The sequence below is a fragment of the Microbacterium sp. LMX7-1.2 genome (genome assembly GCF_040675935.1).
GTDB lineage: Bacteria > Actinomycetota > Actinomycetes > Actinomycetales > Microbacteriaceae > Microbacterium.
The window spans coordinates 1,756,563-1,781,231 of record NZ_JBEGIL010000001.1; the positions used below are offsets into that span (position 1 = coordinate 1,756,563).

Annotated in this window: 28 protein-coding genes; 11 read left to right on the forward strand and 17 right to left on the reverse strand. The window is 69.4% G+C overall.

Going from position 1 to position 24,669, the window contains the following annotated elements:
• Nucleotides 1-50 precede the first annotated feature (50 nt).
• The 4 genes from MRBLMX7_RS08510 to MRBLMX7_RS08525 all read left to right on the forward strand — a co-directional run bounded on the left by MRBLMX7_RS08510 (nt 51) and on the right by MRBLMX7_RS08525 (nt 3,996).
• Nucleotides 51-1,235 carry a sensor histidine kinase gene (locus MRBLMX7_RS08510; RefSeq protein WP_363367547.1) on the forward strand — a complete coding sequence of 395 codons (1,185 nt, stop codon included), beginning with the start codon at nt 51-53 and terminating at the stop codon, nt 1,233-1,235.
• Nucleotides 1,232-1,858, forward strand: a complete 627-nt coding sequence (locus MRBLMX7_RS08515) for a response regulator transcription factor (RefSeq protein WP_363367549.1) — start codon at nt 1,232-1,234, stop codon at nt 1,856-1,858. Before MRBLMX7_RS08510 ends, MRBLMX7_RS08515 begins: the two co-directional genes overlap by 4 nt.
• Before the next feature lie 211 nt (nt 1,859-2,069).
• Entirely contained in the window at nt 2,070-3,110 is a 1,041-nt protein-coding gene (locus MRBLMX7_RS08520; RefSeq protein ID WP_363367551.1) for an adenosine deaminase family protein, read from the forward strand.
• A 133-nt stretch (nt 3,111-3,243) separates the two neighbouring features.
• Nucleotides 3,244-3,996, forward strand: coding sequence for an SDR family NAD(P)-dependent oxidoreductase (locus MRBLMX7_RS08525; protein ID WP_363367553.1), 753 nt, complete (start codon nt 3,244-3,246; stop codon nt 3,994-3,996).
• Between the two features lie 130 nt (nt 3,997-4,126).
• Here the strand turns inward: MRBLMX7_RS08525 and hisD (MRBLMX7_RS08530) are convergent, their stop codons facing one another.
• Nucleotides 4,127-5,443, reverse strand: a complete 1,317-nt coding sequence (gene hisD / locus MRBLMX7_RS08530) for a histidinol dehydrogenase (protein WP_363367555.1) — start codon at nt 5,441-5,443, stop codon at nt 4,127-4,129.
• Between the two features lie 93 nt (nt 5,444-5,536).
• Between hisD (MRBLMX7_RS08530) and MRBLMX7_RS08535 the strand changes: the two genes are divergently transcribed.
• Nucleotides 5,537-6,463, forward strand: a complete 927-nt coding sequence (locus tag MRBLMX7_RS08535; protein WP_363367557.1) for a LysR family transcriptional regulator — start codon at nt 5,537-5,539, stop codon at nt 6,461-6,463.
• Between the two features lie 100 nt (nt 6,464-6,563).
• Here the strand turns inward: MRBLMX7_RS08535 and MRBLMX7_RS08540 are convergent, their stop codons facing one another.
• The 3 genes from MRBLMX7_RS08540 to MRBLMX7_RS08550 all read right to left on the reverse strand — a co-directional run bounded on the left by MRBLMX7_RS08540 (nt 6,564) and on the right by MRBLMX7_RS08550 (nt 9,921).
• Nucleotides 6,564-7,733: a cupin domain-containing protein gene (locus tag MRBLMX7_RS08540; protein ID WP_363367559.1), complete on the reverse strand. Its 1,170-nt coding sequence runs from the start codon at nt 7,731-7,733 to the stop codon at nt 6,564-6,566.
• A 30-nt stretch (nt 7,734-7,763) separates the two neighbouring features.
• Nucleotides 7,764-8,744, reverse strand: a complete 981-nt coding sequence (locus MRBLMX7_RS08545) for an ester cyclase (protein WP_363367561.1) — start codon at nt 8,742-8,744, stop codon at nt 7,764-7,766.
• Nucleotides 8,745-8,919: 175 nt separating this feature from the next.
• Nucleotides 8,920-9,921 carry a LacI family DNA-binding transcriptional regulator gene (locus MRBLMX7_RS08550; protein ID WP_363367563.1) on the reverse strand — a complete coding sequence of 334 codons (1,002 nt, stop codon included), beginning with the start codon at nt 9,919-9,921 and terminating at the stop codon, nt 8,920-8,922.
• A gap of 100 nt (nt 9,922-10,021) precedes the next feature.
• Here MRBLMX7_RS08550 and hisD (MRBLMX7_RS08555) point away from each other — a divergent pair, with 100 nt between their 5' ends.
• The 3 genes from hisD (MRBLMX7_RS08555) to MRBLMX7_RS08565 are packed head-to-tail and all read left to right on the forward strand — an operon-like array spanning nt 10,022 to nt 12,860.
• Nucleotides 10,022-11,368: a histidinol dehydrogenase gene (hisD, locus tag MRBLMX7_RS08555; protein ID WP_363367566.1), complete on the forward strand. Its 1,347-nt coding sequence runs from the start codon at nt 10,022-10,024 to the stop codon at nt 11,366-11,368.
• A complete protein-coding gene (locus tag MRBLMX7_RS08560; protein ID WP_363367568.1) occupies nt 11,365-12,123 on the forward strand; it encodes an SDR family NAD(P)-dependent oxidoreductase in 759 nt (252 codons plus the stop codon). Before hisD (MRBLMX7_RS08555) ends, MRBLMX7_RS08560 begins: the two co-directional genes overlap by 4 nt.
• Entirely contained in the window at nt 12,120-12,860 is a 741-nt protein-coding gene (locus MRBLMX7_RS08565; protein WP_363367570.1) for an HpcH/HpaI aldolase family protein, read from the forward strand. The genes MRBLMX7_RS08560 and MRBLMX7_RS08565 overlap by 4 nt, the downstream gene beginning before the upstream one ends.
• A gap of 27 nt (nt 12,861-12,887) precedes the next feature.
• On the opposite strand, the gene MRBLMX7_RS08570 is transcribed toward MRBLMX7_RS08565, so the two are convergent.
• Nucleotides 12,888-13,487: a TetR/AcrR family transcriptional regulator gene (locus tag MRBLMX7_RS08570; RefSeq protein WP_363367572.1), complete on the reverse strand. Its 600-nt coding sequence runs from the start codon at nt 13,485-13,487 to the stop codon at nt 12,888-12,890.
• A 114-nt stretch (nt 13,488-13,601) separates the two neighbouring features.
• On the opposite strand from MRBLMX7_RS08570, the gene MRBLMX7_RS08575 reads away from it, so the two are divergent.
• A complete protein-coding gene (locus MRBLMX7_RS08575; protein WP_363367574.1) occupies nt 13,602-14,159 on the forward strand; it encodes a hypothetical protein in 558 nt (185 codons plus the stop codon).
• A 254-nt stretch (nt 14,160-14,413) separates the two neighbouring features.
• On the opposite strand, the gene MRBLMX7_RS08580 is transcribed toward MRBLMX7_RS08575, so the two are convergent.
• From MRBLMX7_RS08580 to MRBLMX7_RS08625, 10 genes are all read right to left on the reverse strand, one after another.
• Nucleotides 14,414-15,130, reverse strand: a complete 717-nt coding sequence (locus MRBLMX7_RS08580; RefSeq protein WP_363367577.1) for an alpha/beta fold hydrolase — start codon at nt 15,128-15,130, stop codon at nt 14,414-14,416.
• Nucleotide 15,131: 1 nt separating this feature from the next.
• On the reverse strand, nt 15,132-16,025 hold the full coding sequence (locus MRBLMX7_RS08585) for a carbohydrate ABC transporter permease (RefSeq protein WP_363367579.1): 894 nt from the start codon (nt 16,023-16,025) through the stop codon (nt 15,132-15,134).
• Nucleotides 16,022-16,894, reverse strand: a complete 873-nt coding sequence (locus MRBLMX7_RS08590) for a carbohydrate ABC transporter permease (RefSeq protein WP_050723088.1) — start codon at nt 16,892-16,894, stop codon at nt 16,022-16,024. Before MRBLMX7_RS08590 ends, MRBLMX7_RS08585 begins: the two co-directional genes overlap by 4 nt.
• A gap of 71 nt (nt 16,895-16,965) precedes the next feature.
• Nucleotides 16,966-18,273 (reverse strand): ABC transporter substrate-binding protein, encoded by a 1,308-nt coding sequence (locus MRBLMX7_RS08595; protein WP_363367581.1) that lies wholly within the window; start codon nt 18,271-18,273, stop codon nt 16,966-16,968.
• A gap of 94 nt (nt 18,274-18,367) precedes the next feature.
• Nucleotides 18,368-18,685, reverse strand: a complete 318-nt coding sequence (locus MRBLMX7_RS08600) for an ArsR/SmtB family transcription factor (RefSeq protein WP_363367584.1) — start codon at nt 18,683-18,685, stop codon at nt 18,368-18,370.
• Nucleotides 18,682-19,161 carry an SRPBCC domain-containing protein gene (locus tag MRBLMX7_RS08605; RefSeq protein WP_363367586.1) on the reverse strand — a complete coding sequence of 160 codons (480 nt, stop codon included), beginning with the start codon at nt 19,159-19,161 and terminating at the stop codon, nt 18,682-18,684. The genes MRBLMX7_RS08600 and MRBLMX7_RS08605 overlap by 4 nt, the downstream gene beginning before the upstream one ends.
• Nucleotides 19,162-19,263: 102 nt before the next feature.
• Entirely contained in the window at nt 19,264-20,487 is a 1,224-nt protein-coding gene (locus MRBLMX7_RS08610; RefSeq protein WP_363367588.1) for an MFS transporter, read from the reverse strand.
• 66 nt (nt 20,488-20,553) lie between these two features.
• Nucleotides 20,554-20,769 carry a hypothetical protein gene (locus MRBLMX7_RS08615; RefSeq protein ID WP_363367590.1) on the reverse strand — a complete coding sequence of 72 codons (216 nt, stop codon included), beginning with the start codon at nt 20,767-20,769 and terminating at the stop codon, nt 20,554-20,556.
• Nucleotides 20,770-20,840: 71 nt separating this feature from the next.
• The gene (locus MRBLMX7_RS08620; protein ID WP_363367592.1) at nt 20,841-21,170 is read right to left on the reverse strand and encodes a hypothetical protein; all 330 of its coding nucleotides are present in this window, start codon (nt 21,168-21,170) and stop codon (nt 20,841-20,843) included.
• 102 nt (nt 21,171-21,272) lie between these two features.
• Nucleotides 21,273-21,683 carry a MarR family winged helix-turn-helix transcriptional regulator gene (locus tag MRBLMX7_RS08625; RefSeq protein WP_050723363.1) on the reverse strand — a complete coding sequence of 137 codons (411 nt, stop codon included), beginning with the start codon at nt 21,681-21,683 and terminating at the stop codon, nt 21,273-21,275.
• A 210-nt stretch (nt 21,684-21,893) separates the two neighbouring features.
• On the opposite strand from MRBLMX7_RS08625, the gene MRBLMX7_RS08630 reads away from it, so the two are divergent.
• Entirely contained in the window at nt 21,894-22,136 is a 243-nt protein-coding gene (locus MRBLMX7_RS08630; protein ID WP_363367594.1) for a hypothetical protein, read from the forward strand.
• Nucleotides 22,133-22,690, forward strand: a complete 558-nt coding sequence (locus tag MRBLMX7_RS08635) for a MarR family winged helix-turn-helix transcriptional regulator (protein WP_414685090.1) — start codon at nt 22,133-22,135, stop codon at nt 22,688-22,690. Before MRBLMX7_RS08630 ends, MRBLMX7_RS08635 begins: the two co-directional genes overlap by 4 nt.
• Nucleotides 22,691-22,747: 57 nt before the next feature.
• On the opposite strand, the gene MRBLMX7_RS08640 is transcribed toward MRBLMX7_RS08635, so the two are convergent.
• Both MRBLMX7_RS08640 and MRBLMX7_RS08645 read right to left on the reverse strand, forming a co-directional pair.
• Nucleotides 22,748-24,328, reverse strand: a complete 1,581-nt coding sequence (locus MRBLMX7_RS08640; RefSeq protein ID WP_363367596.1) for an MFS transporter — start codon at nt 24,326-24,328, stop codon at nt 22,748-22,750.
• Between the two features lie 85 nt (nt 24,329-24,413).
• Nucleotides 24,414-24,665, reverse strand: coding sequence for a hypothetical protein (locus MRBLMX7_RS08645; protein ID WP_363367598.1), 252 nt, complete (start codon nt 24,663-24,665; stop codon nt 24,414-24,416).
• Between the last annotated feature and the right edge of the window lie 4 nt (nt 24,666-24,669).

The following is a 24,669-nucleotide window of genomic DNA, read 5'->3' on the forward strand; positions in this document are numbered from 1 at the left end:
CGTCCTTTCGGACGATGTGACCGCGTTCCGTCCTGCATAGACTCCCTCCTATGGCGCACACCGCTCTGACCCCCGTGTTCGTGGGGCTGCGGACGGGACTCCACGTGCTCTTCGCCGCTCTGCTCGTCGTGGTCGTCGCGCGAGCGGTCCTCGATCCCCGCGACGCGAGCGCGGCGGTGATCGCGCTGGCCCTGACGCTCGGCGTCACCTACGCGCTCGGGGCGCTCCTCGCCAGGACCGCACAGTCCCGACGGCTCGCGACGTCGTGCTGGCTGGCGGCCCTCACCGCCGAGTGGCTCGTGCTGACATGGCTCATCGCCGACGCCGCCTACCTGGTCTTCCCGCTGTTCTTCCTCTACCTGCATCTGCTGGGCAAGTGGTGGGGCTCCGCCGCGATCCTGGCATCCACCGCCTTCGCGATCGTCGCGCTGGGGCTGCACGGCGGATGGAGCGTGGGCGGGGTCGTCGGCCCCCTCGTCGGCGCCGGCGTCGCGCTGCTCATCGGACTCGGCTACCAGGCGCTCGCACGGGAGGCGCAGCAGCGGGAGGCGCTGGTCCAGGAGCTGCTGACGACCCGCGGGCGGCTCGCGGCCACCGAACACGAGTCGGGAGTGCTCGCGGAGCGCGCGCGCCTCGCCCGGGAGATCCACGACACCCTCGCGCAAGGTCTCTCCAGCATCCAGATGCTGCTGCACGCCGCCGAACGCGCCGATGGAGATCGCCCCGGAATCGGCCACATCCGTCTCGCGCGCGAGACCGCAGCGGCCAACCTCGTCGAAGCCCGCCGATTCATCCGCGAGCTCACTCCGCCGCAGCTCGACGATCAGACCCTGGCAGGCGCATTGCGCCGACTCGCCGCCACGCAGTGGGCGGACCAGGGTCTCGAGGTCCGGGTGCGGGTCTCGGATGCCGTCGCTCTGCCCATGCACCTGCAGACCGCGCTCCTGCGCATCACCCAGGGGGCGATCGCGAACGTCATCCAGCACGCGCAGGCGAGCACCGCGACCGTGACCATCACCGTCGACGGCGACGACCTCCGGTTCAGCGTCGCCGACGACGGGGTCGGGTTCGACCCCGCGCCCTCGCGACCGCAGGATGCCGCGACGTCGGATTCGTTCGGATTGCGGGCGACCGCCGAGCGCGTCGAGCAGCTCGGCGGCACTCTCACGCTCGACACCGCCGCCGGCCGCGGGACCATCCTCACCGTCGATCTCTCGCTGGAGGCGCTCTCATGATCCGACTCGTGATCGCCGACGATCACCCCATCGTCCGCGCGGGCCTCAGCGCGCTGTTCAGCATCGAGCCGGATCTCGAGGTCGTCGCCGAGGTCGACAGTCCCGATGAGGCGGTGCGGGCTGCGGAACGCGAGAACCCCGACGTCGTGCTCATGGACCTGCAGTTCGGCTCGGCGCAGATCGGCGGTGGCGCGGACGCCACCCGCCTCATCCGCGCGCTCGAGGCGGCACCGTACGTCCTGGTCCTCACGAACTACGACTCGGATGCCGACATCCTCGGCGCCGTCGAGGCCGGAGCGAGCGGATACTTGCTCAAGGATGCCCCTCCGCATGAGCTGACCGCGGCGGTGCGCGCCGCCGCGGCCGGAGAGAGCGCCCTCGCCCCGGTGATCGCGTCACGCCTGCTCGATCGGATGCGCGCGCCGCAGGTGAGCCTGAGCGGTCGGGAGATCGAGGTGCTCGAGCTCGTGGCCTCGGGGCGGTCGAACACCGAGGTGGCGGAGATGCTCTTCATCAGCGAGACGACCGTGAAGTCGCACCTCGCACACATCTTCTCCAAGCTCGACGTCTCGTCGCGCACGGCCGCGGTCTCCGCCGCCCGGCGCAGGGGCATCCTCCGCTGAGGTCCGGCTCGCGGGAGATGACTGCGCCGGTCCGGCGCCGGCTCGATCCGTGCCCGATCGATCCTGTCGCATGCGACGGGGACACCGGTCGCCGCGCACGGGAACCCTGCTTCATACCGGAATATCTGAGGAGGGATCGGCCCGCCGGTCGTACGCTCCCCGACAGGATCTGTTCGCTCTCGCCGGGCGGACACTCGAGAAGGGCGCCTCCATGACCGATGCGAACACGATCGCCGGCGAACTCGGCGACCTCGCCCCGGGCCTGGGCATCGAGATCCTGTCGCGCCGTCTGCCGAAGGCGGATCTCCACGCCCACCTCGGCGGGTCCCTGCGCCCGTCGTTCGCCCCCGACTCGGACGGCCGGAGCCGCAGCTATCGCGGTGCCGACGACTTCTTCACCGCGCTGCACAGCCTTAGCGCGTCGTTCACCGCGCGTGAGGATCTCACCTCCGCCACCGTGCGCATCCTGGAGGGGTCCGTCGACGCGGGATGCCGTCACGTCGAGCTCTCGCTGCAGCTCGCCGAGTTCCGGGGCTCGCCGCTCGACGAGAGGGAGTCGATAGCCGCGGTCGTCGAGGCATTCGACATCATGCACGATCGCGTGGGTCTGAGCGGCGGCCTGATTCTCGCCACGTACCGCGGCGAGGACAGCGCCGCCGCGGTGCGCACGGTGCGATCCGCTCTCGACGCTCGAGACGTCGGGCTTCCGATTCTCGGAATCGGGAACGACGGTCCGCTCGACCGCCCCCTGAGCGAGTTCCGGGAGGCGTACTCCCTCGCACGCGAAGAGGGCCTGCGCACCACGGTGCACGTCGACGGCGTCGAGGACATCGACGACGCGTTCGCACTCCCTCTCGACCGCATCGACCACGGGTTCGCGATGAGCGGCCGCCCCGCGGACCTCGCGCGCTGCGCCGACGCCGGCATCCCCGTGACGCTCTGCCTCTCGAGCAACCTGATCATGCTCCCCGGGCGCTTCCCCACGTTCGCGGCCTTCCCCATCGACGAGTTCCGCGCCGCCGGCATCAACGCCAGCCTGCACACCGACGACTCGGCGCTCTTCTTCACCGATCTCGCCCAGGAGTACCGGATGGCGGCGCGCGCCTTCGCCTGGACTCCGAAGACGACCGCCCAGGTCGCGCTCGACTCGCTCGCTGCGGCCTGGATCACGGAGCCGAACCGTTCCCGACTCCTCGCCGAGTGGACGCTCGAGGCGGAGGCTCTCGTCCAGGACCCCCGTGACCCGCGATAGCGGCAGCTGGCGACCCCCTGCCTGATCCATTCACGTGAATCCACATCCGCTTTTCGGGCGTAGGCTGGAGTGAAGGACGGACCGTCCGAGAAGATCTCCCGGCACCGCGACCGCCCGGGAAAGAAGCCCACTCATGGCTCAGTACGACGTCTCGAACCGCTCCGCGATCGTGACGGGGGCCGGCAGCGGCATCGGCCGCTCCACCGCCCTGCTCCTCGCCGCCAACGGCGCCGCCGTGGTCGTGAACGACCTGAACGCCGAGCACGCGAACGCGGTCGTCGAGGAGATCCGCGCGGCCGGCGGCACGGCCGAGGCCTCCGTCGGCGACGCCACCGACACCGACTGGATCGGCTCCTCGATCGAACTCGCGAACACCCTCGCCCCGCTGCGCATCGGTGTGAACAACGCTGGCATCGGCGGAGCATCCGCCCCCACCGCCGAGTACGACGACGCGGCGTGGGACAAGGTCATCTCGATCAACCTGAACGCGGTGTTCCGCAACATGAAGGCGCAGATCCCGTCGATCCTCGCGAACGGCGGCGGCTCCGTCGTGAACGTCGCCTCGATCCTCGGCAGCGTCGGCTTCGCGAACTCCCCCGCCTACGTGGCCGCCAAGCACGCGGTGGTCGGCATGACGAAGTCGGCCGCGCTCGAGTACTCGGCGCAGGGCGTGCGCGTGAACTCGGTCGGCCCCGGCTTCATCGACACCCCGCTGCTCGCCACGATGGGCGATGAGGCGAAGGCGTTCCTCGTGAGCAAGCACCCGATCGGCCGCCTCGGCCAGCCCGACGAGGTCGCGAACCTCATCGCCTTCCTCGCCAGCGACGCGGCGAGCTTCATCACGGGCAGCTACCACCTCGTCGACGGCGGCTACACGGCTCTCTGAGCAGTATCCTCCGGACACGGATCGGGGGCCGACACGCCAGGTGTCGGCCCCCGATCCGTGTCTCGTCCGTCGTGTGGCGTGTCGGCCCCCGATGCGGGCGCGCCGTCAGACGGAGGGCGGATGCCGCGGCTCAGCCGAGACGGTCGAGGCGCAGCGTCGCCGTGGCGCTGTGCGCGGCCATCCCCTCGGAGTCGGAGATCACCTGCACGGCGTTCGCGAGCTCGGGCGTCGCCTCGCGCGCGATGCGCTGGTAGGTGAGCGGCTTGAGGAACCTCGACACCGACAGACCCGCGCTGTGCTTCGCACCGCCGGCCGTCGGCAGCACGTGGTTCGTACCGGCCATGCCCTTGTCGGAGTACGCGACCGTGCTCCAGGTGCCGAGGAAGATCGAGCCGTAATTGCGGAGCGTCTCGTGGTACCAGTCGTCGTCCGCCGTGAGGAGCTCGAGATGCTCGGGGGCCAGGTCGTCCATGAGCGCGACCGCGGTCTCGCGGTCCTTCGCGACCGTGACCACGCCGTAGTCCCGCCAGGCCGCACCGGCGATCTCCGCCGTGGCGAGCGTCGACAGCTGCCGCTCGATCTCGGCGATCACCGCGCGTCCGTGCTCCTCGGAGGTCGTGACGAGCGCGGCGGGCGAGTTGGGGCCGTGCTCGGCCTGGCCGAGCAGGTCGGCGGCGACGAGCACCGGGTCGGCCGTCTCGTCGGAGATCACGGCGACCTCACTCGGACCGGCGAGCAGGTCGATCGCGACCGTGCCGAACAGCTGACGCTTGGCCTCGGCGACGAACGCGTTGCCTGCGCCGACGAGCATGTCGACGGGCAGTTCGCCCAGCAGGCCGTAGGCCATGGCCGCGAGGGCCTGCACCCCGCCGATCACGAACACCCGGTCGACACCCGAGAGGTGCGCGGCGTACACGACGGCGTCGTTCGCGCCGCCGTCGGGCTGCGGCGGAGTGCACGCGATCACGGTCGGGACGCCCGCGGCCTTCGCGACGCCGACGGTCATGAACGCGCTCGCGGTCAGCGGGAAACGCCCGGCCGGCAGGTACGCGCCGACGCGGGAGACCGGCACGTACTTCGCGCCGGTCACGATGCCAGGCACGAACTCGGTCTCGAAATCCGTGAGGTGCTCGCGCGATGCGCGGGCGAACGCCTGGGTGCGCTCTGCGCCGAGCTCGATCGCGGCACGCAGGTCGGGGTCGAGACGGTCGCCGCTCGACGCGATCTGCTCGGGGGTGAGCTCGATGGCCGCGCCCTGGTAGTTGTCGAGCTTCTTCGCGTAGTCGAGCACGGCGTCCATGCCGCGCTCGCGGATGTCGGCGAGCATGTTCGTGACCGTCTCGATCACGGCGGGATCGCGCTGCGCGGCCGGAGCGTCGACGAGCGGGGTCTTGAGGTGGTGGAAGGCGCCGTCGAGGCGGGCGAGGACTGCAGAGGAGTAACGCATGCAGGAAGGCTAAGCCCGCGCCAACCATACGACAAGCCTGACGATACGTAAGCAAGCATCGGGTTTACCAGTGGACTGTTCTACGATGGTCGCGTGACGATCACTCAGCTCACCGCCTTCCTCGCCGCGCTCGAGCACGGCTCCTTCACGGCCGCCGCGCGCGCTCTCGACATGACCCAGGCGTCGGTGTCGGAGCTCGTCGCCCGCCTCGAACGCGAACTCGACGTCACGCTGTTCGCGCGCGGCAGCCGTCGACTCGTGCCCTCCGCTGCCGCCCTCGAGCTGCGTCCGCACGCCGCACAGGCCGTCAGCGCCGTGCAGAACGGCATCGACACGATCCAGGCCCTCGCCTCCCTCGACCGCGGCACGTGCACCTTCGGCGTGCTGCGCAACGCCGCCTACTACGCGCTCGCCGACCTCGCCGAGACGTTCCACCACCGGCATCCCAACGTGCGGCTGCGCCTCGTCGGCATCAACTCGGCGCTCGTGGCCCGGTCGATCGCCGCAGGCGAGCTCGAGGCCGGGCTGCTCGTGCTGCCGATCGACGAGGACGGCCTCGACGTGCGCCCCCTCTTCCGCGACGAAGTGCTGTACGCCTCGACGACCCGCCCCGCCGGGAGCGGACCTGTCGCGATCGACGAGGTGGCCGACGCCAAGCTCGTGCTCTACGACGCCTTCGCCGGCTGGGACGACCCCACCCGCCGCCAACTGCTCGAACGTGCCCGCCTGCGGGGCCGCACGATCGAGCCCGCGGTCGAGGTCGAGCACGTCGAGACCGCGCTCAGCCTCGTGGCCGCCGGCACGGCCGACACGATCGTCTCGCGCTCGGTCGCCGAGTCGGAGGGCTTCCCCGACGGCATCCGCACGTTCCCCTTCGCGGAGCCCATGCACGACACGATCGCGCTCGTGCGGCGCGAGGGCGTGCTGCTCTCACCCGCGACGCAGCGGATCGCCGAGCTCGCCGAGCGGATGCTGCGCGAGCGCCTGCCCGAGCACGAGGGCCGCGTCGCTCTGGACTGATCCGCGCCCGACGGCCGGAGACCACCGCCCGTTACACGCAGAAGCGCGAGGAGCCCGGGGGCCCCTCGCGCTTCGCGACTGTCGACGACCGGAGTGTGTGTCAGTCGTCTTCCGTCGCGGTGACCATCACACCGAGCGGCGCGAGGTAGCCGTTCGGGTCGATGGTCCAATCGGCGGCGGCTGCGGCCTCGACAACCTCCGGAGCCCACTCGAGGTAGACCCGGTCGTCGCCGCCGTTGATCACGAGCACGGTGCCCTCACCGGTCTCGTCGCCCTCGACGCAGCGGTACTCGCGCCACGCGCCCTCGGGCACCGAGAACGTGTCGCCGGCGCCGAGGTTCACGGTCGTCGACGGGTCGCCGTTGAGGGTGACCTCCCAGCGGCCGGTCTTGAAGAGCAGCGCCTGCGTCTTGTCGTGGCGGTGGCGCAGCACGCCCTGTCCCGCCTCGGCCTTGACCCAGGCGAGGTTGAACGAGTGCGGCTCGTGCACGTTCGGCACCTGGCGGCGGTTCTCGCTCATGCCGTAGCCGATCGCGGTGGCGAGCTCGACGCGACCGCCGTCGACCGCCGCGCACAGCAGCGCAGCCGCCGAGTACTTGCGGTCACCGGGCTGGATGACGCGCGAGCGCATGTCCTCGAGCGTGTAGGTCGTGAGCTCGTCGATGTAGTGCTGCTTCATCGGCTTGATGAGCGCGACGTCGTCGGGCAGCACGTCGCCCGCGACCGTGTCGATCAGCTTATTGTCGGCGGTGAGGTGCAGCCCGTAGGACTCCGCCTCGCGGAGCACGGACGGGCCCCAGATGATGCCCCCGTTGTCGTCGCGGCCGAGGACGGTGTAGAGGATGCCGTCGTCCGGCCCTTCGTTCGTGAAACCGCGGAAGATCCAGGTAGGGATCGTGACGATGTCGCCGTCATGGCTGACGTACTCGCCCTGCTTGCCGTCGACGCCCCACCGCAGCCGGAACTCGCCGCCGAGGTTGATGAAGACCTCGGCCGTGAAGTGCAGGTGCAGGTTGTTCGAGATGCCGTTCGGCATGCCCGCCGCGCCGGTGTTGAATCCGTGCTCGACCTCGAGGTTCACATACTGGCTCGCGTTCTGCGAGACACCGGCGCCGATGAAGGAGAAGTTCTCCTTGCGGTCGGAACCCGGGGTGCGGCAGTCGATGAACGCCGAGTTGCACGGCACCCAGTCGGTGCGTCGGATGGTGCGGCGCTCGATCTCGGACGCGTCGACGATGACGTCGTTCGGGCCCTCGATGACAGTGCTCATTGTCTTCTTCTCCTTGTCGATCAGTCGTGATCAGTAGATGTTGGCGAACTGCACGGGCTCGTCGCCGCGCTGTCCGGCGATCTGGGCGCGCAGGGCGATGTCGTCCCAGAGGCGCACCTCCTTGACGATGGCGCCCTTGTGGAACGTGAACTGCGAGACGCCGATCAGGTCGACGGGCTTGCCGGTGAGGGGACCGTAGTTCGGGACGCCGTTGTACTCGCCCACGAACTTCCACAGCACCGCGACCCGGAGGCCGGCGTACCGCACGTCGTAGTTGGTCTGGATGTCGCGGATCTCGAACTGGCCGCCCGGGAAGGACTCGAGCAGGTGCAGCAGCGCCCGGCGGTAGCCCTCGGGACGGATGATCGTGCGGTCGCCGACCGTGAGCAGGGTGAGGTCGCGGTCGAAGTACTTCTCGACCTTCTGCAGGTCGCGGCCGTTCCAGACGGTCTGGATCATGTCGATCACCGTCTCGACCTCGGAGCGGTACTCGTCGGGGCGCACGCCGGAGTCGCCCTCCGCGATCGGGTCGGCGGGGGCGGCGTCGTTCCACGATCCGGTGAAGCCGCGGAAGGCCTGTGTGCGCGCCAGCTCGTCGACGTCGAGGCCACGGTGCTGCGCGCCGGCGAGCGTGTCGCGGACGACCCACTCCTCGACCATGCGTCCGCGGCGGTAGAGGCAGTTCGCGATCGTGCGGCTGACCCCGGTGGAGTGCAGGTCGCCCGAGAGCACGAGGTGCGAGCTGAGGAACGCGTCGTCGCCGCGCGCCTCCCAGATCACGTCCTCCGCCTGTCCGACGCGGTCGGGCGTCGCGGAGATGCGCATGAGCGATCCCTCGATGACCTCCTGTCGGGTCGTGGAGGTGCCCAGTCCACCGTGCACGATCGAATCGGGCTCGTAGTTGTCCACGATGAAGCTGATCGACCGATCGACCCAGATGAGGTCGGTCACTTCGCGGATGAAGTCATCGGGGTCTTTGTACGGCAGATAGGCGACCGGGTCGAGAGACACGCTTTTCACTCCTTCGAGATACGCGGCTGCGGTTCATCGGTGACCGTGCGGCGCGTTGCGGCCAGTGTATGCGTATGCACAGCTCATTGCAAGAGACGATCCAGCGCACACGGTGGACATTCCGCGCGAGCGACGGGGAACGGATGCCGAACGCGGGCGGGGCGGGAGCGTCGGCTCAGCGCGACGGCGCAGATGCCAGTGTGCGGCGCGCCACGAAGGTCGACGCGAACCCGGACATTCGGATCTCGGCGTCCGGATCCTCGATGCGCCGCACGATGAGGTCGGCGGCCGCGCGGGCCATGCCGACGATGTCGTAGCCGACCGTGGCGAGGTCGATGATGGGCCAGGCCGCCTCGGGAAGATCGTCGAAGCCGATGATCGAGACGTCCTCCGGCACGCGCAGGCCCGCGCGATGCGCGGCGTTGAGCGCGCCGTACGCGACGACGTCGTTACCGCAGAAGAGCAGCGTGGGGCGGTCGGGGCCGGCGAGGAGCTCGGCTGCGGCTGCCTCACCCTCCGCCGCCCCGTACGGGGTGCGGCGCACGTCGCGCTCGTCGAGCTGGAGCCCCTCTGCGGCGAGGGCCGTGCGGAGCGACGCCTCTCGCCCCTGCGCCGTACTCGTGTTGCTCGGCCCCAGCACGGCGCCCATGCGCCGATGCCCGAGCGCGACGGACGCGCGGACCGCCTCGCGGTACCCCGGCACGGAGTTCACGACCGCGGAGTCCGCATCGACGAACGATCCGATGCGGTTGAAGTAGACGAACGGGAGCCCTCGGTCGCGCAGGCGCACGGGCGCCACGGAGTCGACCGTGGTCGTCGCGAGGATCACGCCGTCGAGGCCGTTCGCGAGCAGGCGCTCGACGATCGTGTCGTTGTCGGCGGTCTCGGTGTGCAGCATGAGCTGGTAGCCGAGTGCCTCGAGCTCGCGGTGCACCGGCGCGATGATGTGCGAGTAGAACTGGTTGTCGAGATCGGTCAGCAGCAGCCCGATGCGGCGGGTGCGGCCGGACGACAGCGCACGACCCGCCTCGCTGGGCACGTAGCCGAGCAGCTGCGCCGCTTCGCGGACGCGGAGCTTGGTGGCCTCGGAGACGCGGGCGTCGTCGCGCAGCGCCCTCGACACCGTCGGCTGGGACACGCCCGCCAGGCGGGCGACATCGCGACTCGTGACGACCATGTCAGGCCTCCCCCTCCATCCACCGGATTCTACTGCCCTTGACGCCGCAATGCATACGCGGTCATAATCGGAGCATACGTATGCAAAGAAAGGAAGGGCCATGCCCCTGCATCTGAAGACCGCGCCGACGAAGACGTTCGCGGACACCGCTCAGCAGGATGTCGCCGAGCGCGTCAGGGCGATCATCGGAGACATCCGCGAGAACGGCGACGCCGCCGTCCGCCGCTACGCCGAGCAGTTCGACAACTGGAGCCCCGAGTCGTACCGGCTGTCGGACGACGAGATCACGCAGATCATGGCGACCCTCGACCCGCAGGTGATCACGGACATCGAGTTCGTGCAGGCGCAGGTGCGCCGCTTCGCCCAGGCGCAGCGCGACTCGCTCGTCGACATCGAGGTCGAGACCCTCCCCGGCGTGTTCCTCGGGCAGAAGCACGTCCCCGTCCAGGCAGCCGGAGCGTACATCCCCGGGGGGAAGTACCCGCTCACCGCCTCGGCGCACATGACGATCATCACGGCCAAGGTCGCGGGCGTCCCCCGCGTCGTCGCGTGCACGCCGCCGATCCGCGGCGAGATCCCCGCGGCCACCGTCGCCGCCATGAAGCTCGCGGGCGCCGATGAGATCTACATCCTCGGCGGGGTGCAGGCCGTGGCCGCCATGGCCGTCGGCACCGACACCATCCAGCCCGTCAACATGATCGCGGGTCCGGGCAACGCCTACGTCGCCGAGGCCAAGCGGCAGCTGTTCGGCGAGGTCGGCATCGACCTCTTCGCAGGCCCCACCGAGATCCTCATCGTCGCCGACGAGCACGCCGACCCGTTCTTCACCGCGGTCGACCTGCTCTCGCAGGCCGAGCACGGGCCGGACTCCCCCGCCGTGCTCGTCACGACCTCGCAGGAGCTCGGCGAGCAGGTGCTCGACTGGATCGAGCGGATCCTGCCCGGGATGCCGACGCGCGACTACGCCGGACCCGCCTGGCGGGACTGGGGCCAGGTGATCGTGGCCGACGACCTCGACGAGGCCTACCGGATCGCCGACGACTTCGCATTCGAGCACGTGCAGATCTTCACGCAGGAGCCTCGTGAGGCGCTCACCCGCATGCACGACTACGGCGCCCTGTTCCTCGGCGAGAACACCTGCGTCTCCTACGGCGACAAGGTCATCGGCACCAACCACGTGCTCCCCACCCTCGGCGCCGCGCGCTACACGGGCGGACTGTGGGTCGGCAAGTACCTGCGCACCGTGACCTACCAGGAGATCCAGAACACCGACTCCTCGGCCGAGCTCGGCGCCGTGTGCGGCCGCGCCGCCCGCGTCGAGCTGTTCGAAGGGCACGCCCGCTCGGGAGACGCACGCGCCTGGCGGCATGCCGGCACGCAGTTCGACTGGATCGACGAGAGCCACGCGACCGCCGGCACGGATCCGGTCGGCGCGGAGTCGCGATGACCGACCTCACCGGCCGCGTGGCCGTGGTGACCGGCGGCGGCAGCGGACTCGGGGCGGCCATCGCCCGGTCCCTGCACGCCGCCGGGGCCGAGGTCGTCGTGGTGGGTCGCGACACCGGCAAGCTCGACGCCGTGGTCGCCGAGCTCGGCGACCGGGCACGGGGGCTCGCGTGCGACGTGGCCGACCCGGCATCCGTCGACGCCCTGCGCGACGCCCTCGCCGATACCGAGGTGTCGATCCTCGTCAACAACGCCGGCATCCCCGGCCCGGTCGCGGCGCTCACCGACATCGACGCCGACGACTGGGACGAGGTCTTCGCGGTCAACGTGCGCGGCACGTTCCTGCTGTGCAAGGCGCTGCTTCCGGGCATGGTCGAGCGGGGGAGCGGCGACGTCATCAACGTGGCCTCGGTGTCGGGCAAGCGCCCGCTCGCGCACCGCACCCCGTACTGCGCCTCGAAGATGGCCGTGATCGGGCTCACCTCGACCCTGGCGTTCGAGGTCGGCCCGGCGGGCGTGCGCGTCAACTCGCTGTCCCCCGGCCCCGTCGAAGGACCCCGCATGGCGCGCAACTTCCGCCTCGAAGCCGAGCGCTCCGGCGGGAGCGTCGACGAGGCCGAGCAGGCGTTCGTGTCCCGCGCGGCACTGGGCCGCATGGTCACGGAGGAGGAGGTCGGCGCGGCGGTGATCGCGATGCTCGGGATGCCGGGGATGTGCGGCGCCGACGTCGACCTGTCGGCGGGGATGGTCGCATGACCGCCTCCCTGCGGCAGCGCGCTCGCGCGGGTGAGAAGCTCATCGGCGCGCTGTTGCGCATGCCCTCGGAGGAGCTCGTCGAGATGCTCGCGGTCGCGGGATTCGACTTCGTGCTGATCGACTGCGAGCACGGCCCGGCCGACGTCGTCGCCCTGCGCCATCACATCGCGCTCGCGCAGGTGCACGGGGTTCCCGTCGTCGTGCGCGTGGGCGAGGGTGATCGCGGGCAGATCCTGCGGGTGCTCGACCAGGGCGCTGAGGGCATCCTCGCCCCGCACCTCGACACCGCGGAGGACGCGGCCGCACTGGTCGACGCGGCTCTCTACCCGCCGGTGGGATCGCGGGGTTTCGCGACCTACAGCCGCGCTGGGCGGTTCGGGCTCGTGCCCCCCGCCGACCACCGGGACTCGTGGCTCGAGGACACGCTCGTGCTCGGCATGGTCGAGTCCCCGCGCGGGGTCGCCGAGGCCCGCGCGATCGTCGCGACGCCGCGACTGGACGGCATCATGGTCGGCCCGGCGGATCTCGCCACGGCATCCGGCTCCGACGATCTCCCGGTGCCCGAGGCGATCGCCGCGGTGCACGACGCACTCGCGCAGGCGGGGTCGCTGCGCATGGACATCGTCGGCACGAAGGATGCCGCAACCGCGGCGTTCGACGCGGGCGCCGACTTCGTGGTCTACAACCTCGCGTCCTCGCTCATGGCGCACCTGCACGGGCTGGCCGCCCCGCGCTGAGGTGCGCCCGGGTCGCCGAGAGCTGTCTCAGCCGCGAACGGCGCCGTCCAGCACGGAGAGGAACGCCGCCGCAAGCTCCCCGCCCACTACCTCTCCGTTGCCCAGGTAGCCGTTCACCATGGCACCGTCGCGCAGCATCATGAGCTGAGCCGCCGTGGCGTCGGCATTCGTCGCGCCGGCCTCGGCGGCGATGCCGGCGAAGTTCTCACGCAGCCACCGCCGGTGCGCGTCGACCGCGGTCCGCACTGGGTCGTCGGCGTCGGGGAACTCGGCGGCGGCGTTGATGAAGGCGCAGCCGCGGAACTCGGGCCGACAGCTCGCGGCACCGATCCCCGCGGCGATCTCGCGGAGGGCTGCGCGCGGGTCCCCGGGGCGCGCGACGCTGCGCAGCCACGCCTGCTCGGCCTGTGACTGCTGCGCCAGGTAGGCGACCACGAGCTCGCCCTTGGTGCGGAAGTGCCGGTAGAACGTCACCTTCGTGATGCCTACCTGCTCGATGATCCGGTCGGCACTGGTGGCGCGGATGCCGTGCGTGTAGAACTGCGCGTTCGCTGCGTCGAGGATACGGTCGCGAGTGGCCGATCCGCGCGGGGTCCGCGCGTCGGATGCGGCGATCTCAGCGGTCATGCGGTTCTCCGGTCGGGGCGGGCCGGTTGCGCCGGCCGTGGGATCAGTCTATGGTCCTCCATGTAGACCTACTAGTAACTCTACACGGACACAACCGTCTCAAGGAGCCACGACATGACCGCCACCGCCATCACCCCGTCCTTCGCGACGGCACTTCGACGCCTGTACTTCGTGCGCGCAGCGTTCGCCGTCGTCTGGGCCGTCGCCCTCATCGCGACCGCCCCGCTCGGCGGACCGCTGCTCACCGCACTCCTCGTGGTCTACCCGCTGTTCGATGCCGGGGCAGTGCTGTGGCAGATGCACGCTGCGGGCGAGGCACGTCGGGCGCTGGCCAGCCAGTGGGCGGGCGTCGTCGTCAGTGTGCTGGTCGCGCTCGCGCTCGGCATCGCATCCTCGCTGTCGGTCCCGGCCGCACTCGCGATCTGGGGCGTCTGGGCGATCGGCGCCGGCATCCCCCAGCTCATCACGGCGATCCGCAATCGACGCACCGGCGGCCAGGTCCCGCAGATGCTCAGCGGCGGCATCTCGGTATTCGCCGGCACGGCGTTCCTCATCCAGGGTCTGATGGGCGCGACCGCGATCGCCGGTGTCGGCGGCTACGCGATCGTGGGCGCCGTCTTCTTCCTCATCTCGGCGATCCGCCTCGGCATCCTGGCGAAGAAGCGCGCCTGACCGGCATCCGTCCTCTGCGCCGTGCGCGGGAGATCTCGCGCAACGAAGGATGCTTCTCCGCATCCGCTCCTGCAGAACACGAGATCTCCTTCAATTCGTGCGATCAGCTCTCGCAGGCGCGCCCCGCACGTTCTGAAGGAGATCTCACGCACGGAAGGATGCTCTCCGGCATCCTCTCCTGCAGATCGTGCGATCTCCTTCGCATCGTGCGAACGGGAGCAGCAGGCGTCGCGACCGGTGAGCAGCGAGCGCGCCTACGCCCCGACGGCCGCGGGACGCAGCTGCTGCGAGCGCCACGAGCGCACGAGGTCGCCGAACTCGTGCGGACGCTCGAGCGGCAGCAGGTGCCCCGCGTCGAGCGACACGAGCCGTGCGCCGTCGACCTCGCCCACGATCTCGGTGTGGAAGTGCGGCGGGCAGATCACGTCGTCGAGGCCCGACACCACGAGCGTCGGCATCCGCAGAGCCGAGAGCCGCGACAGCAGATCCACGCGCGTGAGCTGCATCTCGAGCTGCGCGCGCAGCGTGACCGCCCCGGTCTCCTCCCCCATGACCAGGGTGCGCTCGGCGAGATCGGGCCGGTCGGCTGTCACCTCCGCGCCGAGGAGCGGCTCGATGATCTCCTGCTGCAGCGCGCGAGGCGACGCTCCGGCATCCAGCCGATCGATCCACGCCCGCCAGCCGTCGCGCTGCGCCACGGTCGGAGCCTTCGCGTTGGTCGACACCAGACACAGTCCCTCCACGCGTTCGGGTGCGGCGAGAGCGAACGCCATCGCCACGATTCCGCCCAGCGAATGCCCCACCAGCACGACCCGCGGCGGCAGCACCCGCATCAGCTCGGCGATCTGCTCCCGGAGAGCAGGGCGGTCCAGCACCGGCCGGATCGTCCCGCCCTCCGTGTCGAGTCCCGTGTTCGTCCACAGGTCGCCCGTGCAGTTCATGCCCGGGAGCAGGACGAGCGGAGCCGTCACGTCAGCCCTTCACGGCGCCGTCGCTGAGGCCCGCGACGAGGTACTTCTGCGCGATGAAGGCGATCACGAACACCGGGATCGTCAACAGCATGGATGCCGCGCCCGCCTGTTGCAGCATCGGCAGCGTCTGTCCGAGCTGCGTGGCGATGAACACCGGCACGGTCTTCGACGAGGTGTCGGTGAGCACGAGCGCCGTCAGGTACTCCTGGAACGCGAACAGGAACACGAAGATGCCGGCGGTGAGGATGCCGGGGCCCATGAGCGGGATCATCACGCGACGCAGCATGCCGATGCGCGTGCATCCGTCGATCATCGCCGCCTCGTCGAGCTCCCGGGGGATCTCGGCGAAGAAGTTGCGCAGCAACCAGATCGTGAAGGGCTGGTTGATCGCGACGAGCGCGATCGCGAGGGCGAACGTCGTGTCGTAGATACCCAGAGCGCGGCTGATGTCGTACATCGGCAGCACGACCGAGAAGCGGGGCAGCGCCCGGAAGATGAGCGCGAGCACGAGCAGCAGCGCGGACACGTAGCTGGGGAACCGGGAGAGCGCGTACGCGGCCGGGATGCCGATCACGAGCGCGATCACGGTCGAGACCACGGCGACGACGATCGTGTTGACGAGGTAGTCGGCGAAGTACGTCGTCTCCCACAGGTCGACGAAAGCCTGCAGCGTCGGCTGGTAATCCCACAGCACCGGCGGGTTGGCGAACGCCACGTCGGTGGGCTTGGTGACCGACAGGGTCATCCAGATGAACGGGCTCAGCATGACGATGCAGAGCACCGCGAGCAGGATGCCGGTGATGATCGGGGGACGCTTCGGTCCCCCGCGGCGGCGCTTCGGTGCGCCGCGCGTCACGATGGCCCTCGTCGAGAGCTCGGTGGCGGTGAGACTCATCGTTCGGCCTTCGCTTCCTTGAAGATGCCCCGGATGAACGGGGTCAGCATGATGAGGATCAGGATGATGGTGAGCACGTTGATCGCGCTGCCGAGACCGAGGTTCTCGGCACCGTCGGCGAACGCCACCGAGTAGACGTAGAGCATGATCGACTCGTTACCGATGTTCTGCGCCTGCGGCGACAGCGGGATGAGGTTGTCGAACATGCGCAGCACGTCCATGATCGTGATGAGCGTCACGAAGCCGAGCACGCCGCGGATCGTCGGGATGATCACGTTGATGTGCGTCTGGAAGCCGTTGGCGCCGTCGATCACGGCGGCTTCCTTCAGCTCGTTCGGCACGCCCTGGAGCCCCGCCAGGATGATGAGCATCGCGAACGGGAGCATGTGCCACACGGTGTTGGCGATCACGAGGATGCCGTTGGGCACCTGGTCGGTGAACCAGAGCACCTGCGTGCCGCCGAAGAATCCGATGAGGCGGTTCACGACACCGCCGAAGTTGTCGTCGAACAGCCACGAGAACGCGACGGCGCCGACGAGGTTGGGCAGCACGTACGACACCAGCATGATGCCGAGCACCAGCGGCCGGGAGGTCGTGATGCGGTTGATGCCCGTCGCGATGATGTAGCCGGCCACGAGCAGGATCGCCGTGGTGACCACCGTGACGACGACCGTGAAGAGAACCGCCTTGTGGAAGCGCGGGTCGGTCAGGGCGTCGGTGAAGTTGGTCAACCCGATGAAGGTTCCCGGTGTGCCGTAGCGGACCTGCTCGAAGCTCCACTGCACCGTGCGCACCAGCGGGAGCACGAGCAGCGCCCCCATCACCAGCAGGCTCGGGAAGAAGAGCAACCAGAACTCGCGTGCCTTCATAAGCGTCCTCCCTTGGACGGACTGTGGCCTGAACTCGCGCTCAGGCCACAGTCATGACGTCGGTGCGTCGGTCAGCCGGCGATCTTCTCGCCGGCGGCCTGCATCTGGGCGAGCCCCTCGTCGACCGAGATCTGGCCGTTCAGGACCGAGACCAGGATGGGCCGGATCTCGTTGGTGATGTCGGCGATCACGGGCGACACGATCGGCGGCATGGCGCTGGCGATCGAGTCGTTCGCCGCGGCGCCGTACGGGGAGTTCTTCTCCGTGACCATTCCCTCGCGCGCCGGGTAGGCCGCGGGGACCGATGCCTTCGACGCGTCCTCGCTGACGGCGGAGGCCATCATCTGGAAGAGCATGTCATGGTCGAGCTTCGTGTTGAACGGGATCGACCAGCCGTCGATCGACAGACGGTTGTAGGAGTACTCGGCGTCGGCGGTGACCTTGGGAGCCCCGGCGAAGCCGAACGAGTCGGCGAACTTCGAGTTGGAGTCGAGCGTCAGGTCGAACATGCGACCCGAGAACATGATCGACATGGCCGCGGTGCCGTTGAACATCTGCTGCTGCACCTTGGGCTGGTCGAACGTCGTGACCTGCGGGTCCATGTAGGGCTTGAGCGACAGCATCCCCTCGACGGCCTGCTTGGCCTCGGGTCCGTCGAGCGTGACCTCGCCGTCGGCCGTGACGAAGTCGGCGCCGAGGGAGTTCATGGCTCCCTGGAAGCCGGTGGTGACGTCGGCGGTCGCGAGCCACGGCAGAGCGATGGGGTAGTCCATGAGGCCGGCGCCCTTGATCGCCTCGGCGGCGTCGATCATCTCGTCGAACGTGGTGGGGGCCTCGAGACCCAGGTCCTCGAAGATGTCGGTGCGGTAGGCGAGCACGAACATCTGCGCCTGCATCGGCACCGCGTAGATGTCGCCGTCGTACGACATGCCTTCGATCATCGACTGGCTGATGTCGCCGAGACCGTAGTCGTCGGCGTACTTGTCCCAGAGGTCGTTGAGGGGGACGAGCTTGCCCTCCTCGCCGAAGCCGGGGATCACGAAGCCGTAGGTCTCGATGATGTCGTAGGTGCCGGTGTCGCCCGCGAGCGTGGCGGTGGTCTTGGTCACCTGGCCGCCGAAGTCGATCGGGTCGTGCTTGAGAGTCACGTCGTCGTTCGAACAGCTGGACACCATGGTGTCGGTGAACGGGTCGATCGCGGAGGAGTTGTAGGCGAGGACGTTGACCGTCGTCTTGCCTTCAGGTGCCGTGTAGTCGCACGTCACCGTCGTCGAGTTCGCGTTGTCTGTGCGGGTACCGGCGCCGCAGCTGGTGAGGGCGACGATGCCCACGGCTGCGAGTGCGAGTACCGGCAGTGCTCGGTGCTGTGAATGTCCCATGTCGCTGATGGTATACGTATGCAGTCGACTTAGGGAAGCCTATATTCGAGGAATTGATACGGATTGAATACGTATACGTCGTGAGCCTTCGCGGTCAGAGGTTCTCCGCGATCTCCTTGATGGCGGCGAGACGGCGATCCCAGGCGCGGCCGATCTCGTCGAGGCGCTGCGCGGTGGCCGAGAGCTCCGCCCCGATCACGCGGAATCGCACCTCACGGCCGACACGCACCGGCTCGACCAGGCCCACCTCCTGCAGGACGGAAAGGTGCTTCGCGATGGCCTGGCGACTCACCGGCATCCGTGTCGCGAGAGCGGATGCCGAGGCATCCGCTCTCCCGAGCTCGGCGAGGATCCCCCAGCGGGTCTCGTCGGCGAGCGCGGACAGCGTGGGCAGGAGCGTGTCGGCGCTCACGCCTCGGCCTCCAGGAGGGCGATGAGCTTGTCGAGCTCCTCGTCCCATCCGGTGCGGTGGTACTCCATGTTGGCGGCCGGGTCGCTCGTGCGCTCGAATCCGCTCTCGACGACGGTCAGGAGTGTGCCGTCGTCGATCGCCTCGAGCGTGAATTCGACGAGCGTCGAGGTCTCCTCGTCGAGCACGGCGGGCCGGTGGCCGAGAGCGTCGTCATTGCTCCACCGGTAGACGATGCTCCGCGGCTCGTCGACGCTCTCGACGCGCAGCGGGATCGCGTCGTCGGGGCCGAAGGTCATGGTGCCGCTCGCGCCGGCGCCCGTGCGGTCGAGCTCGAGCGCGCCGAACCACTGCGACACGTGCTCGGGCTCGGTGACCGCGCGCCAGACCTTCTCGATGGATGCGGCGATGCGGATGCTGCGGCGGACGACGAACGCCTCCGCGTCGATGACGGTCGCGTCTTCTCGAATGTCAGCCATGGTCGTGCTCCCTTTCGTGAACCTGCAACTCCAGAATTGCACATCTGTCTCCCGGCTGCAACCAGTAAGTTGCACTATGCTCCGAGCGACACGGAGGCGGGACTAAGCGCGGGGCTTGCGTCCCTCGAGCACGCCGGACAGGAGCACCGCGACGAGGGCCGCAGCGGGAGCGACGATCAGGCCCGCGCGCAGGCTCTCGTGCTCGGCGATGAATCCCACGAACGGCGGTGAGAGGAGGAAGCCGAGACGCAGGAGCCACGAGACCATCGTGAGGCCGACGCCCGACCGTAGACCCGGGAGCTCGTCGGCCGCGTGCATCGCTGCCGGGATCAGCGTCGCGATGCCGAACCCCACCGCGGCGAACCCGGCGATCGTGCCGGGGACGCTGGGGAAGAGCAGTGCGAGTCCCATGCCGACCGCGGCGATCAGACCGCCGACGCGTGCGACCGTCCGTTGGCCGAACCGGTCGGTCATGCCGTCGCCGAGCATGCGCCCGACGAACTGCGCTCCGACGAGCGCGATGAAGCCGAGCGGGGCCACCGCGGCAGCTGCGCCCAGCGACTCGCCCAGGTACAGCGTCGCCCAGGAGTTGCCCGCATCCTCGGCGATCGCACCGGCCATCGCGATGAGCGTCAGCGCGATCACCGCGAACACCACGCGCGGGCCCACGCCTCGGCGCACGGCCTTCTCGATCTCCGCGGGGTCGGCCGTGGCCTCGGCATCCGCCTCCTCGTCGCGTCCGGGCAGGCAGAAGAACAGCGAGGTGAGCGCCACAGCGGCGAAGACGGCGGTGGAGATCCCGAGATGGACGGCGAGCGGGAGCTGCAGCGCGATCGCCGCGGCCGCCATGCCGCCGCCGAGCACGGCGCCGATCGACCAGATCGCGTGGAAGGAGTTGATGATGGAGCGCCCGTATCGGCGCTGGACGCGCAGGCCGTGTGCGTTCTGCCCGACATCGGTGATCGCATCGAAGGCGCCGCCGAGCAGCAGTGCCGCGGCGAACAGGATGCCGGTCGGCGCGAGCGCCGCAGCGAGCAGTGCGATCCCCACGCCGACGGTGCCGATCACTGCGACGCGCGCCGAGCCGAACCGGCGGATCAGCACGGCGGCGAGGAGTCCGGCGGCGATGGCCCCCGCGGGGAAGGCAGCGATCGCGATTCCGTAGCCGACGTTGTCGAGGCCGAGCTGGGACTTGATCTCGGGGTAGCGCGGCAGGAGGTTGGCGAACAGCGCACCGTTCGTGAGGAACAGCGCACTCACGGCGATGCGCGCACGACGCGCAGCCCGATCGGGAGCAGCGCGTCGAATCGTTTCGGCGGACGTCATGCGTACGATCGTACACGCATCGGAGACACCCCGATGCCGGGCATCCGCCGCCGCGACGATCGCGGATCAGCGCGAAGGAGTATCCGCCTCCGCGTCCGCGTCCGCACGCGGGCCGTCGACCACCGCGATCACCGCGGCCTTCGCCTCATCGAGGTCACGGAACGAGCCGACGAACTCGGAGTGCGGACCGAACGCCGTGTAGCCCTGCGTCGGCGCTCCGCTGATCGACCCGAGGAAGCGTCGCCGGTCGTTGCCCACCAAGAACCCGGGGTCGACCTCCACCCAAAGACCTCTCGGGGCCGACGCGACGCGGGTGCGCGCGCCGAGTCCGATCCTTCTCGACATCGTCGGGCTCAGGCGCTCATCGCGTGCAGCACGGGAGCCGCGCCGAACTCGGACGAGAACTCGTCGCGCGTGAGGTCGAGGCCTCCGGACGAGCTGGCGGCGTTCATCATCTTCACGAGCAGCGCCCGGTCGACGGGGGCCTCCGCGTCGAGCACGAAGCGCAGCGGGATAGCCGCCTGGATCCAGAGCGTCTCGACCGCACCGCCCGTCGTGGGGATCGTCAGGGCGAAGGACTCGTTGCGTCGCAGCTTGGTCAGCGTGACGACTCGGACATGCGCGAGGATCTCATCCTCGACGTCGATCGGTGCTCCGCCGTTGCCGTAGGTCAGGTGTCCCATGATCTCTCTCCCATCCAGAAAGAATCGCTTGAGAGATAGATTACTAGGTTACCTAGTTAAATGCCACTCGGACTTGCGAATCTGGACGAAGGTCAAGAAATCTCAGGGGAGATCGTCGATCTCCTCGGCGAGTCGACGGAGGAACCTGACGATGACCTCGGTCTGCTCGGGAGTGAACTCGCTCGCGAGTCCCTCGAGGCGCTGCGTCATGTCGTCGGCCGGCGCATGCAGATCGCGCAGCGTCGGACGCACCACCTTCGATCTCGCGTCGGCGGGGTGCGCGGTGACGACGACCTGGCCGCGTTCCTGCAGTCGACGCAGCACGCTCGTGATCGCCGCGGTGCTCACGCCGAGGTGCCCCGCGAGGCCACCGGGCGTCGCCGGCGCATGATCCGGCGCATCGGCGATGAAGCGCATCGCCTCGCGATCGGTGTCGTTGGGTTCACGCCGCGACGACAGCCGCCGTGCGAGCTGCGACTCCGATCGGCGCAACTGCTCGATCCGCTCGATCATCTCCCGCGTCTCTGTAGAGGTTCCGTCCGCGATCCGTGGATGCACGGTCGCCCCTGCGCGCCCAGGAGCCTGCGTGTCGTTCGTCATTCGTGTCACCCCCTGACGTCTTCCATGCTACTCGACAACCAGGTAAGCAGGCAGACTAGCGAATATCAATGTGATCCACCACTCGTCACGGATGCGAAGATGGAATCCTGCGGAAAGGACGCCATGGCAGAGGAATTCACCCTCGAGGAGGCGGGATACATCCTGTATTCCGATGTACTCGAACGCCTTCGCCAGCGATTCCCCGCCGTCGCCGACTGGCGCCTCGAGCAGATCATCGCGGCCGAGAACGAGGCGATCACCGGCGGGATCCTGCAGATCGTCCCGGCGGCCGTCGAGTCCGGCGCGGTCGAGATGCTCGCTCGTGAGCAGGACGGCGGCATGAGCGACGACGACGAGGTGGCATGATGGAGCGCTCCGAGGACTTCACCCGCTCCGGGTACTGGTATCCAGACACGGACTCCGCCAGCACCGTCGACGTGCTGAACCTGCTCCGCCGATACCGCGCCGCCGAGACAGCGATGCGCGCGCGTACGCGTGCGTCGATGAGGATGAACGAGACCGACCTCGTCGCCCTCCGGTTCCTCCTCCGAGAGCAGCGCGCCGGACGCCTCGTGCGCCCGATCGACATCGCCCGGATGCTGGACATCTCCACCGCGTCCACCACGACGCTGATCGACCGCCTCGAGAAGGGCGGCCACGCCCGACGCGAACCGCACCCGACCGACCGTCGCGCGGGCGTCATCGTGCCCACCGTGAGCAGCGACGACGAGGTGCGCGAGACGCTCGGGGCGATGCACCGCCGGATGCTGGCCCTCGTCGACGAGATGTCCGACAAGGAGCGCGCGACCGTCACCCGCTTCCTCGCCGGCATGACCTCGGCGATCGAAGAGGCCGCCGACCTCGACCAGGAGCTCCGCGACGTCATCCGCTCTCACGAGGAGGGATCGGCAGGCGCGTAGCGCCCGCCGGGGTCCGCAGGCTCGTAGCGCCCGCCCTCCCGCCGACGCGGCCTCCGCTCAGACCTTCTCGGGCTGCTCCCCCGCCGCGGACTCGGGCTCGGACTCGGCCCCCGTCTCCGCGCCCTCGAGCCGCTCGGGGAACAGCTCGTCGAGGTCGAGGTCGGGGTTGTCGTCCTGCGTCTCGACGAGCTCGATCGCCTCCTCGGGCGTCTGCACGCTCGGCATCGCCCCGGGCAGCGGCCGGCGGGCGGACTCCTTGAGCACCACGACCGCGATGAAGCCCGCGATCGACGTGCCGATCACGTAGAACGCCGGGGCGAGCGACGACCCGGTCATCTGCACGAGCGCCTCCATCACGACCGGCGCGGTGCCGGCGAACAGCGCGACCGCCAGGTTGTACGAGATGCCCATGCCGCCGTAGCGCGACGACGTCGGGAACAGCGCCGGCAGAGAGGACGCGAGGTTCGCGACGTAGAACGTCACCGGGAACGCGAGCAGCACGAGGCCCAGGAGCGTCGACCAGATCTCGCCGTGCATCATGAACAGGAACGCCGGGACGGCGAGCACGATCGCCGAGATCGAGCCGATGAACAGCACCTTGCGGCGGCCGATGCGGTCGGAGAGCTTGCCCGTCAGCGGGATCGACAGCGCCATGGCGACGAGCACCGGCAGCGTGAGCAGCGTGCCGTGGACCTCGTCGTAGCCGAGAGTTCCGGTGAGGTACGTGGGCATGTACGAGGTCAGCGCATAGCCCACGGTGTTCGCGGCGGCGACGAGCACGAATGCGGTGAGCAGTTCGCGCCAGTACGCGCGGATCAGCGCGAGCACGCCCTTGGGAGCATCCGCTGCGGCCTGCGCCTCGTCGGTCGCCCTCGCCGCGGCATCCTGCGCCTCCTGGAACGCGGGCGTGTCCTCGATCTTGAGTCGGAAGTAGATCGCGATGAGACCCAGCGGCAGGGCGACGAGGAACGGGATGCGCCAGGCGAAGCCCTGCATGACCTCGGCTGACAGAGTCAGCTGCAGGATCGACACGAACGCGGCGCCGATCGCGAAGCCCATGTACGAGCCGAGATCGAGCAGCGAGGCGTAGAACCCGCGGCGCTTGTCGGGGGCGTACTCGGTGATGAACGTCGTCGCTCCCGCGTACTCGCCGCCGGTCGAGAAGCCCTGTGCGAGCTTGAGCACGATGAGCAGGATGGGTGCCCACACGCCCCATACCGAGAAGTCGGGCAGCACGCCGATGAGGAAGGTCGCTGCGGCCATCATGATGAGCGTGAACGCGAGGATGCGCTGTCGCCCCATCCGGTCGCCGAGCTGACCGAGCACGATGCCGCCGAGCGGACGGGCGACGAAGGTGACGGCGAAGACGCCGAGCGAGAACAGCGACTGCGCCCCCGCGGAGGCATCGGGCAGGAAGGCGCGGCCGATGATGACGGCGAGGTAGCCGTACACGCCGATGTCGTACCACTCCATGAGGTTGCCGACCACGGTGCCGGCGACCGCACGACGGAGCATGGGGCGGTCGACGACCGTGACGTCGTCGACCGTGAGGCGGCGCGGCTCCTCGGGCTTCAAGAGCCCCAGCCGTCGGCCGAGACGGCGCCAGAGGGATTCGCTGTTCTTCACGGGTTCGGACATGGTGTTCTCTCTTCTTCCCGGAGGATGCCCGCGGTGGAACGAGGGCGGACGGCGGAGCGGCGAGCGTGGGCGAGCGGGTCGCGCCTCACAGCAGGCGGGTCAGCAGGACGGTCGCGAGGGGGAGGGATGCCGCGGCGACCAGGGCGACGAGTGCGGCGAGTCCGGCGGTGCGCCAGCGCGGGTCCGCGGAGACCAGGGACGCACGGTCGACTCCGACCGTGCGTCCCACGGCCTCGCTGGCGGGGAGCGGCGCGAGGCTGGCCGCATCCGAGAGCACCGACGGAGCGTCACGCAGAGCGTGATCGACGCGCGCGGGGGACTTCGGTGCTCCGGACATTCCT

Coding starts and splice junctions, on each gene's coding strand:
- MRBLMX7_RS08595 (WP_363367581.1), bottom strand. CDS start 18,273: ATGGGACATTCACAGCACCGAGCACTGCCGGTACTCGCACTCGCAGCC.
- MRBLMX7_RS08625 (WP_050723363.1), bottom strand. CDS start 21,683: ATGATCGAGCGGATCGAGCAGTTGCGCCGATCGGAGTCGCAGCTCGCA.
- MRBLMX7_RS08520 (WP_363367551.1), top strand. CDS start 2,070: ATGACCGATGCGAACACGATCGCCGGCGAACTCGGCGACCTCGCCCCG.
- MRBLMX7_RS08570 (WP_363367572.1), bottom strand. CDS start 13,487: ATGACCGCTGAGATCGCCGCATCCGACGCGCGGACCCCGCGCGGATCG.
- MRBLMX7_RS08630 (WP_363367594.1), top strand. CDS start 21,894: ATGGCAGAGGAATTCACCCTCGAGGAGGCGGGATACATCCTGTATTCC.
- MRBLMX7_RS08605 (WP_363367586.1), bottom strand. CDS start 19,161: ATGGCTGACATTCGAGAAGACGCGACCGTCATCGACGCGGAGGCGTTC.
- MRBLMX7_RS08610 (WP_363367588.1), bottom strand. CDS start 20,487: ATGACGTCCGCCGAAACGATTCGACGCGCTGCTCCCGATCGGGCTGCG.
- MRBLMX7_RS08540 (WP_363367559.1), bottom strand. CDS start 7,733: ATGAGCACTGTCATCGAGGGCCCGAACGACGTCATCGTCGACGCGTCC.
- MRBLMX7_RS08510 (WP_363367547.1), top strand. CDS start 51: ATGGCGCACACCGCTCTGACCCCCGTGTTCGTGGGGCTGCGGACGGGA.
- MRBLMX7_RS08515 (WP_363367549.1), top strand. CDS start 1,232: ATGATCCGACTCGTGATCGCCGACGATCACCCCATCGTCCGCGCGGGC.
- MRBLMX7_RS08590 (WP_050723088.1), bottom strand. CDS start 16,894: ATGAAGGCACGCGAGTTCTGGTTGCTCTTCTTCCCGAGCCTGCTGGTG.
- MRBLMX7_RS08550 (WP_363367563.1), bottom strand. CDS start 9,921: ATGGTCGTCACGAGTCGCGATGTCGCCCGCCTGGCGGGCGTGTCCCAG.
- MRBLMX7_RS08525 (WP_363367553.1), top strand. CDS start 3,244: ATGGCTCAGTACGACGTCTCGAACCGCTCCGCGATCGTGACGGGGGCC.
- MRBLMX7_RS08635 (WP_414685090.1), top strand. CDS start 22,133: ATGATGGAGCGCTCCGAGGACTTCACCCGCTCCGGGTACTGGTATCCA.
- hisD (WP_363367555.1), bottom strand. CDS start 5,443: ATGCGTTACTCCTCTGCAGTCCTCGCCCGCCTCGACGGCGCCTTCCAC.
- MRBLMX7_RS08645 (WP_363367598.1), bottom strand. CDS start 24,665: ATGTCCGGAGCACCGAAGTCCCCCGCGCGCGTCGATCACGCTCTGCGT.
- MRBLMX7_RS08620 (WP_363367592.1), bottom strand. CDS start 21,170: ATGGGACACCTGACCTACGGCAACGGCGGAGCACCGATCGACGTCGAG.
- MRBLMX7_RS08560 (WP_363367568.1), top strand. CDS start 11,365: ATGACCGACCTCACCGGCCGCGTGGCCGTGGTGACCGGCGGCGGCAGC.
- hisD (WP_363367566.1), top strand. CDS start 10,022: ATGCCCCTGCATCTGAAGACCGCGCCGACGAAGACGTTCGCGGACACC.
- MRBLMX7_RS08575 (WP_363367574.1), top strand. CDS start 13,602: ATGACCGCCACCGCCATCACCCCGTCCTTCGCGACGGCACTTCGACGC.
- MRBLMX7_RS08565 (WP_363367570.1), top strand. CDS start 12,120: ATGACCGCCTCCCTGCGGCAGCGCGCTCGCGCGGGTGAGAAGCTCATC.
- MRBLMX7_RS08640 (WP_363367596.1), bottom strand. CDS start 24,328: ATGTCCGAACCCGTGAAGAACAGCGAATCCCTCTGGCGCCGTCTCGGC.
- MRBLMX7_RS08585 (WP_363367579.1), bottom strand. CDS start 16,025: ATGAGTCTCACCGCCACCGAGCTCTCGACGAGGGCCATCGTGACGCGC.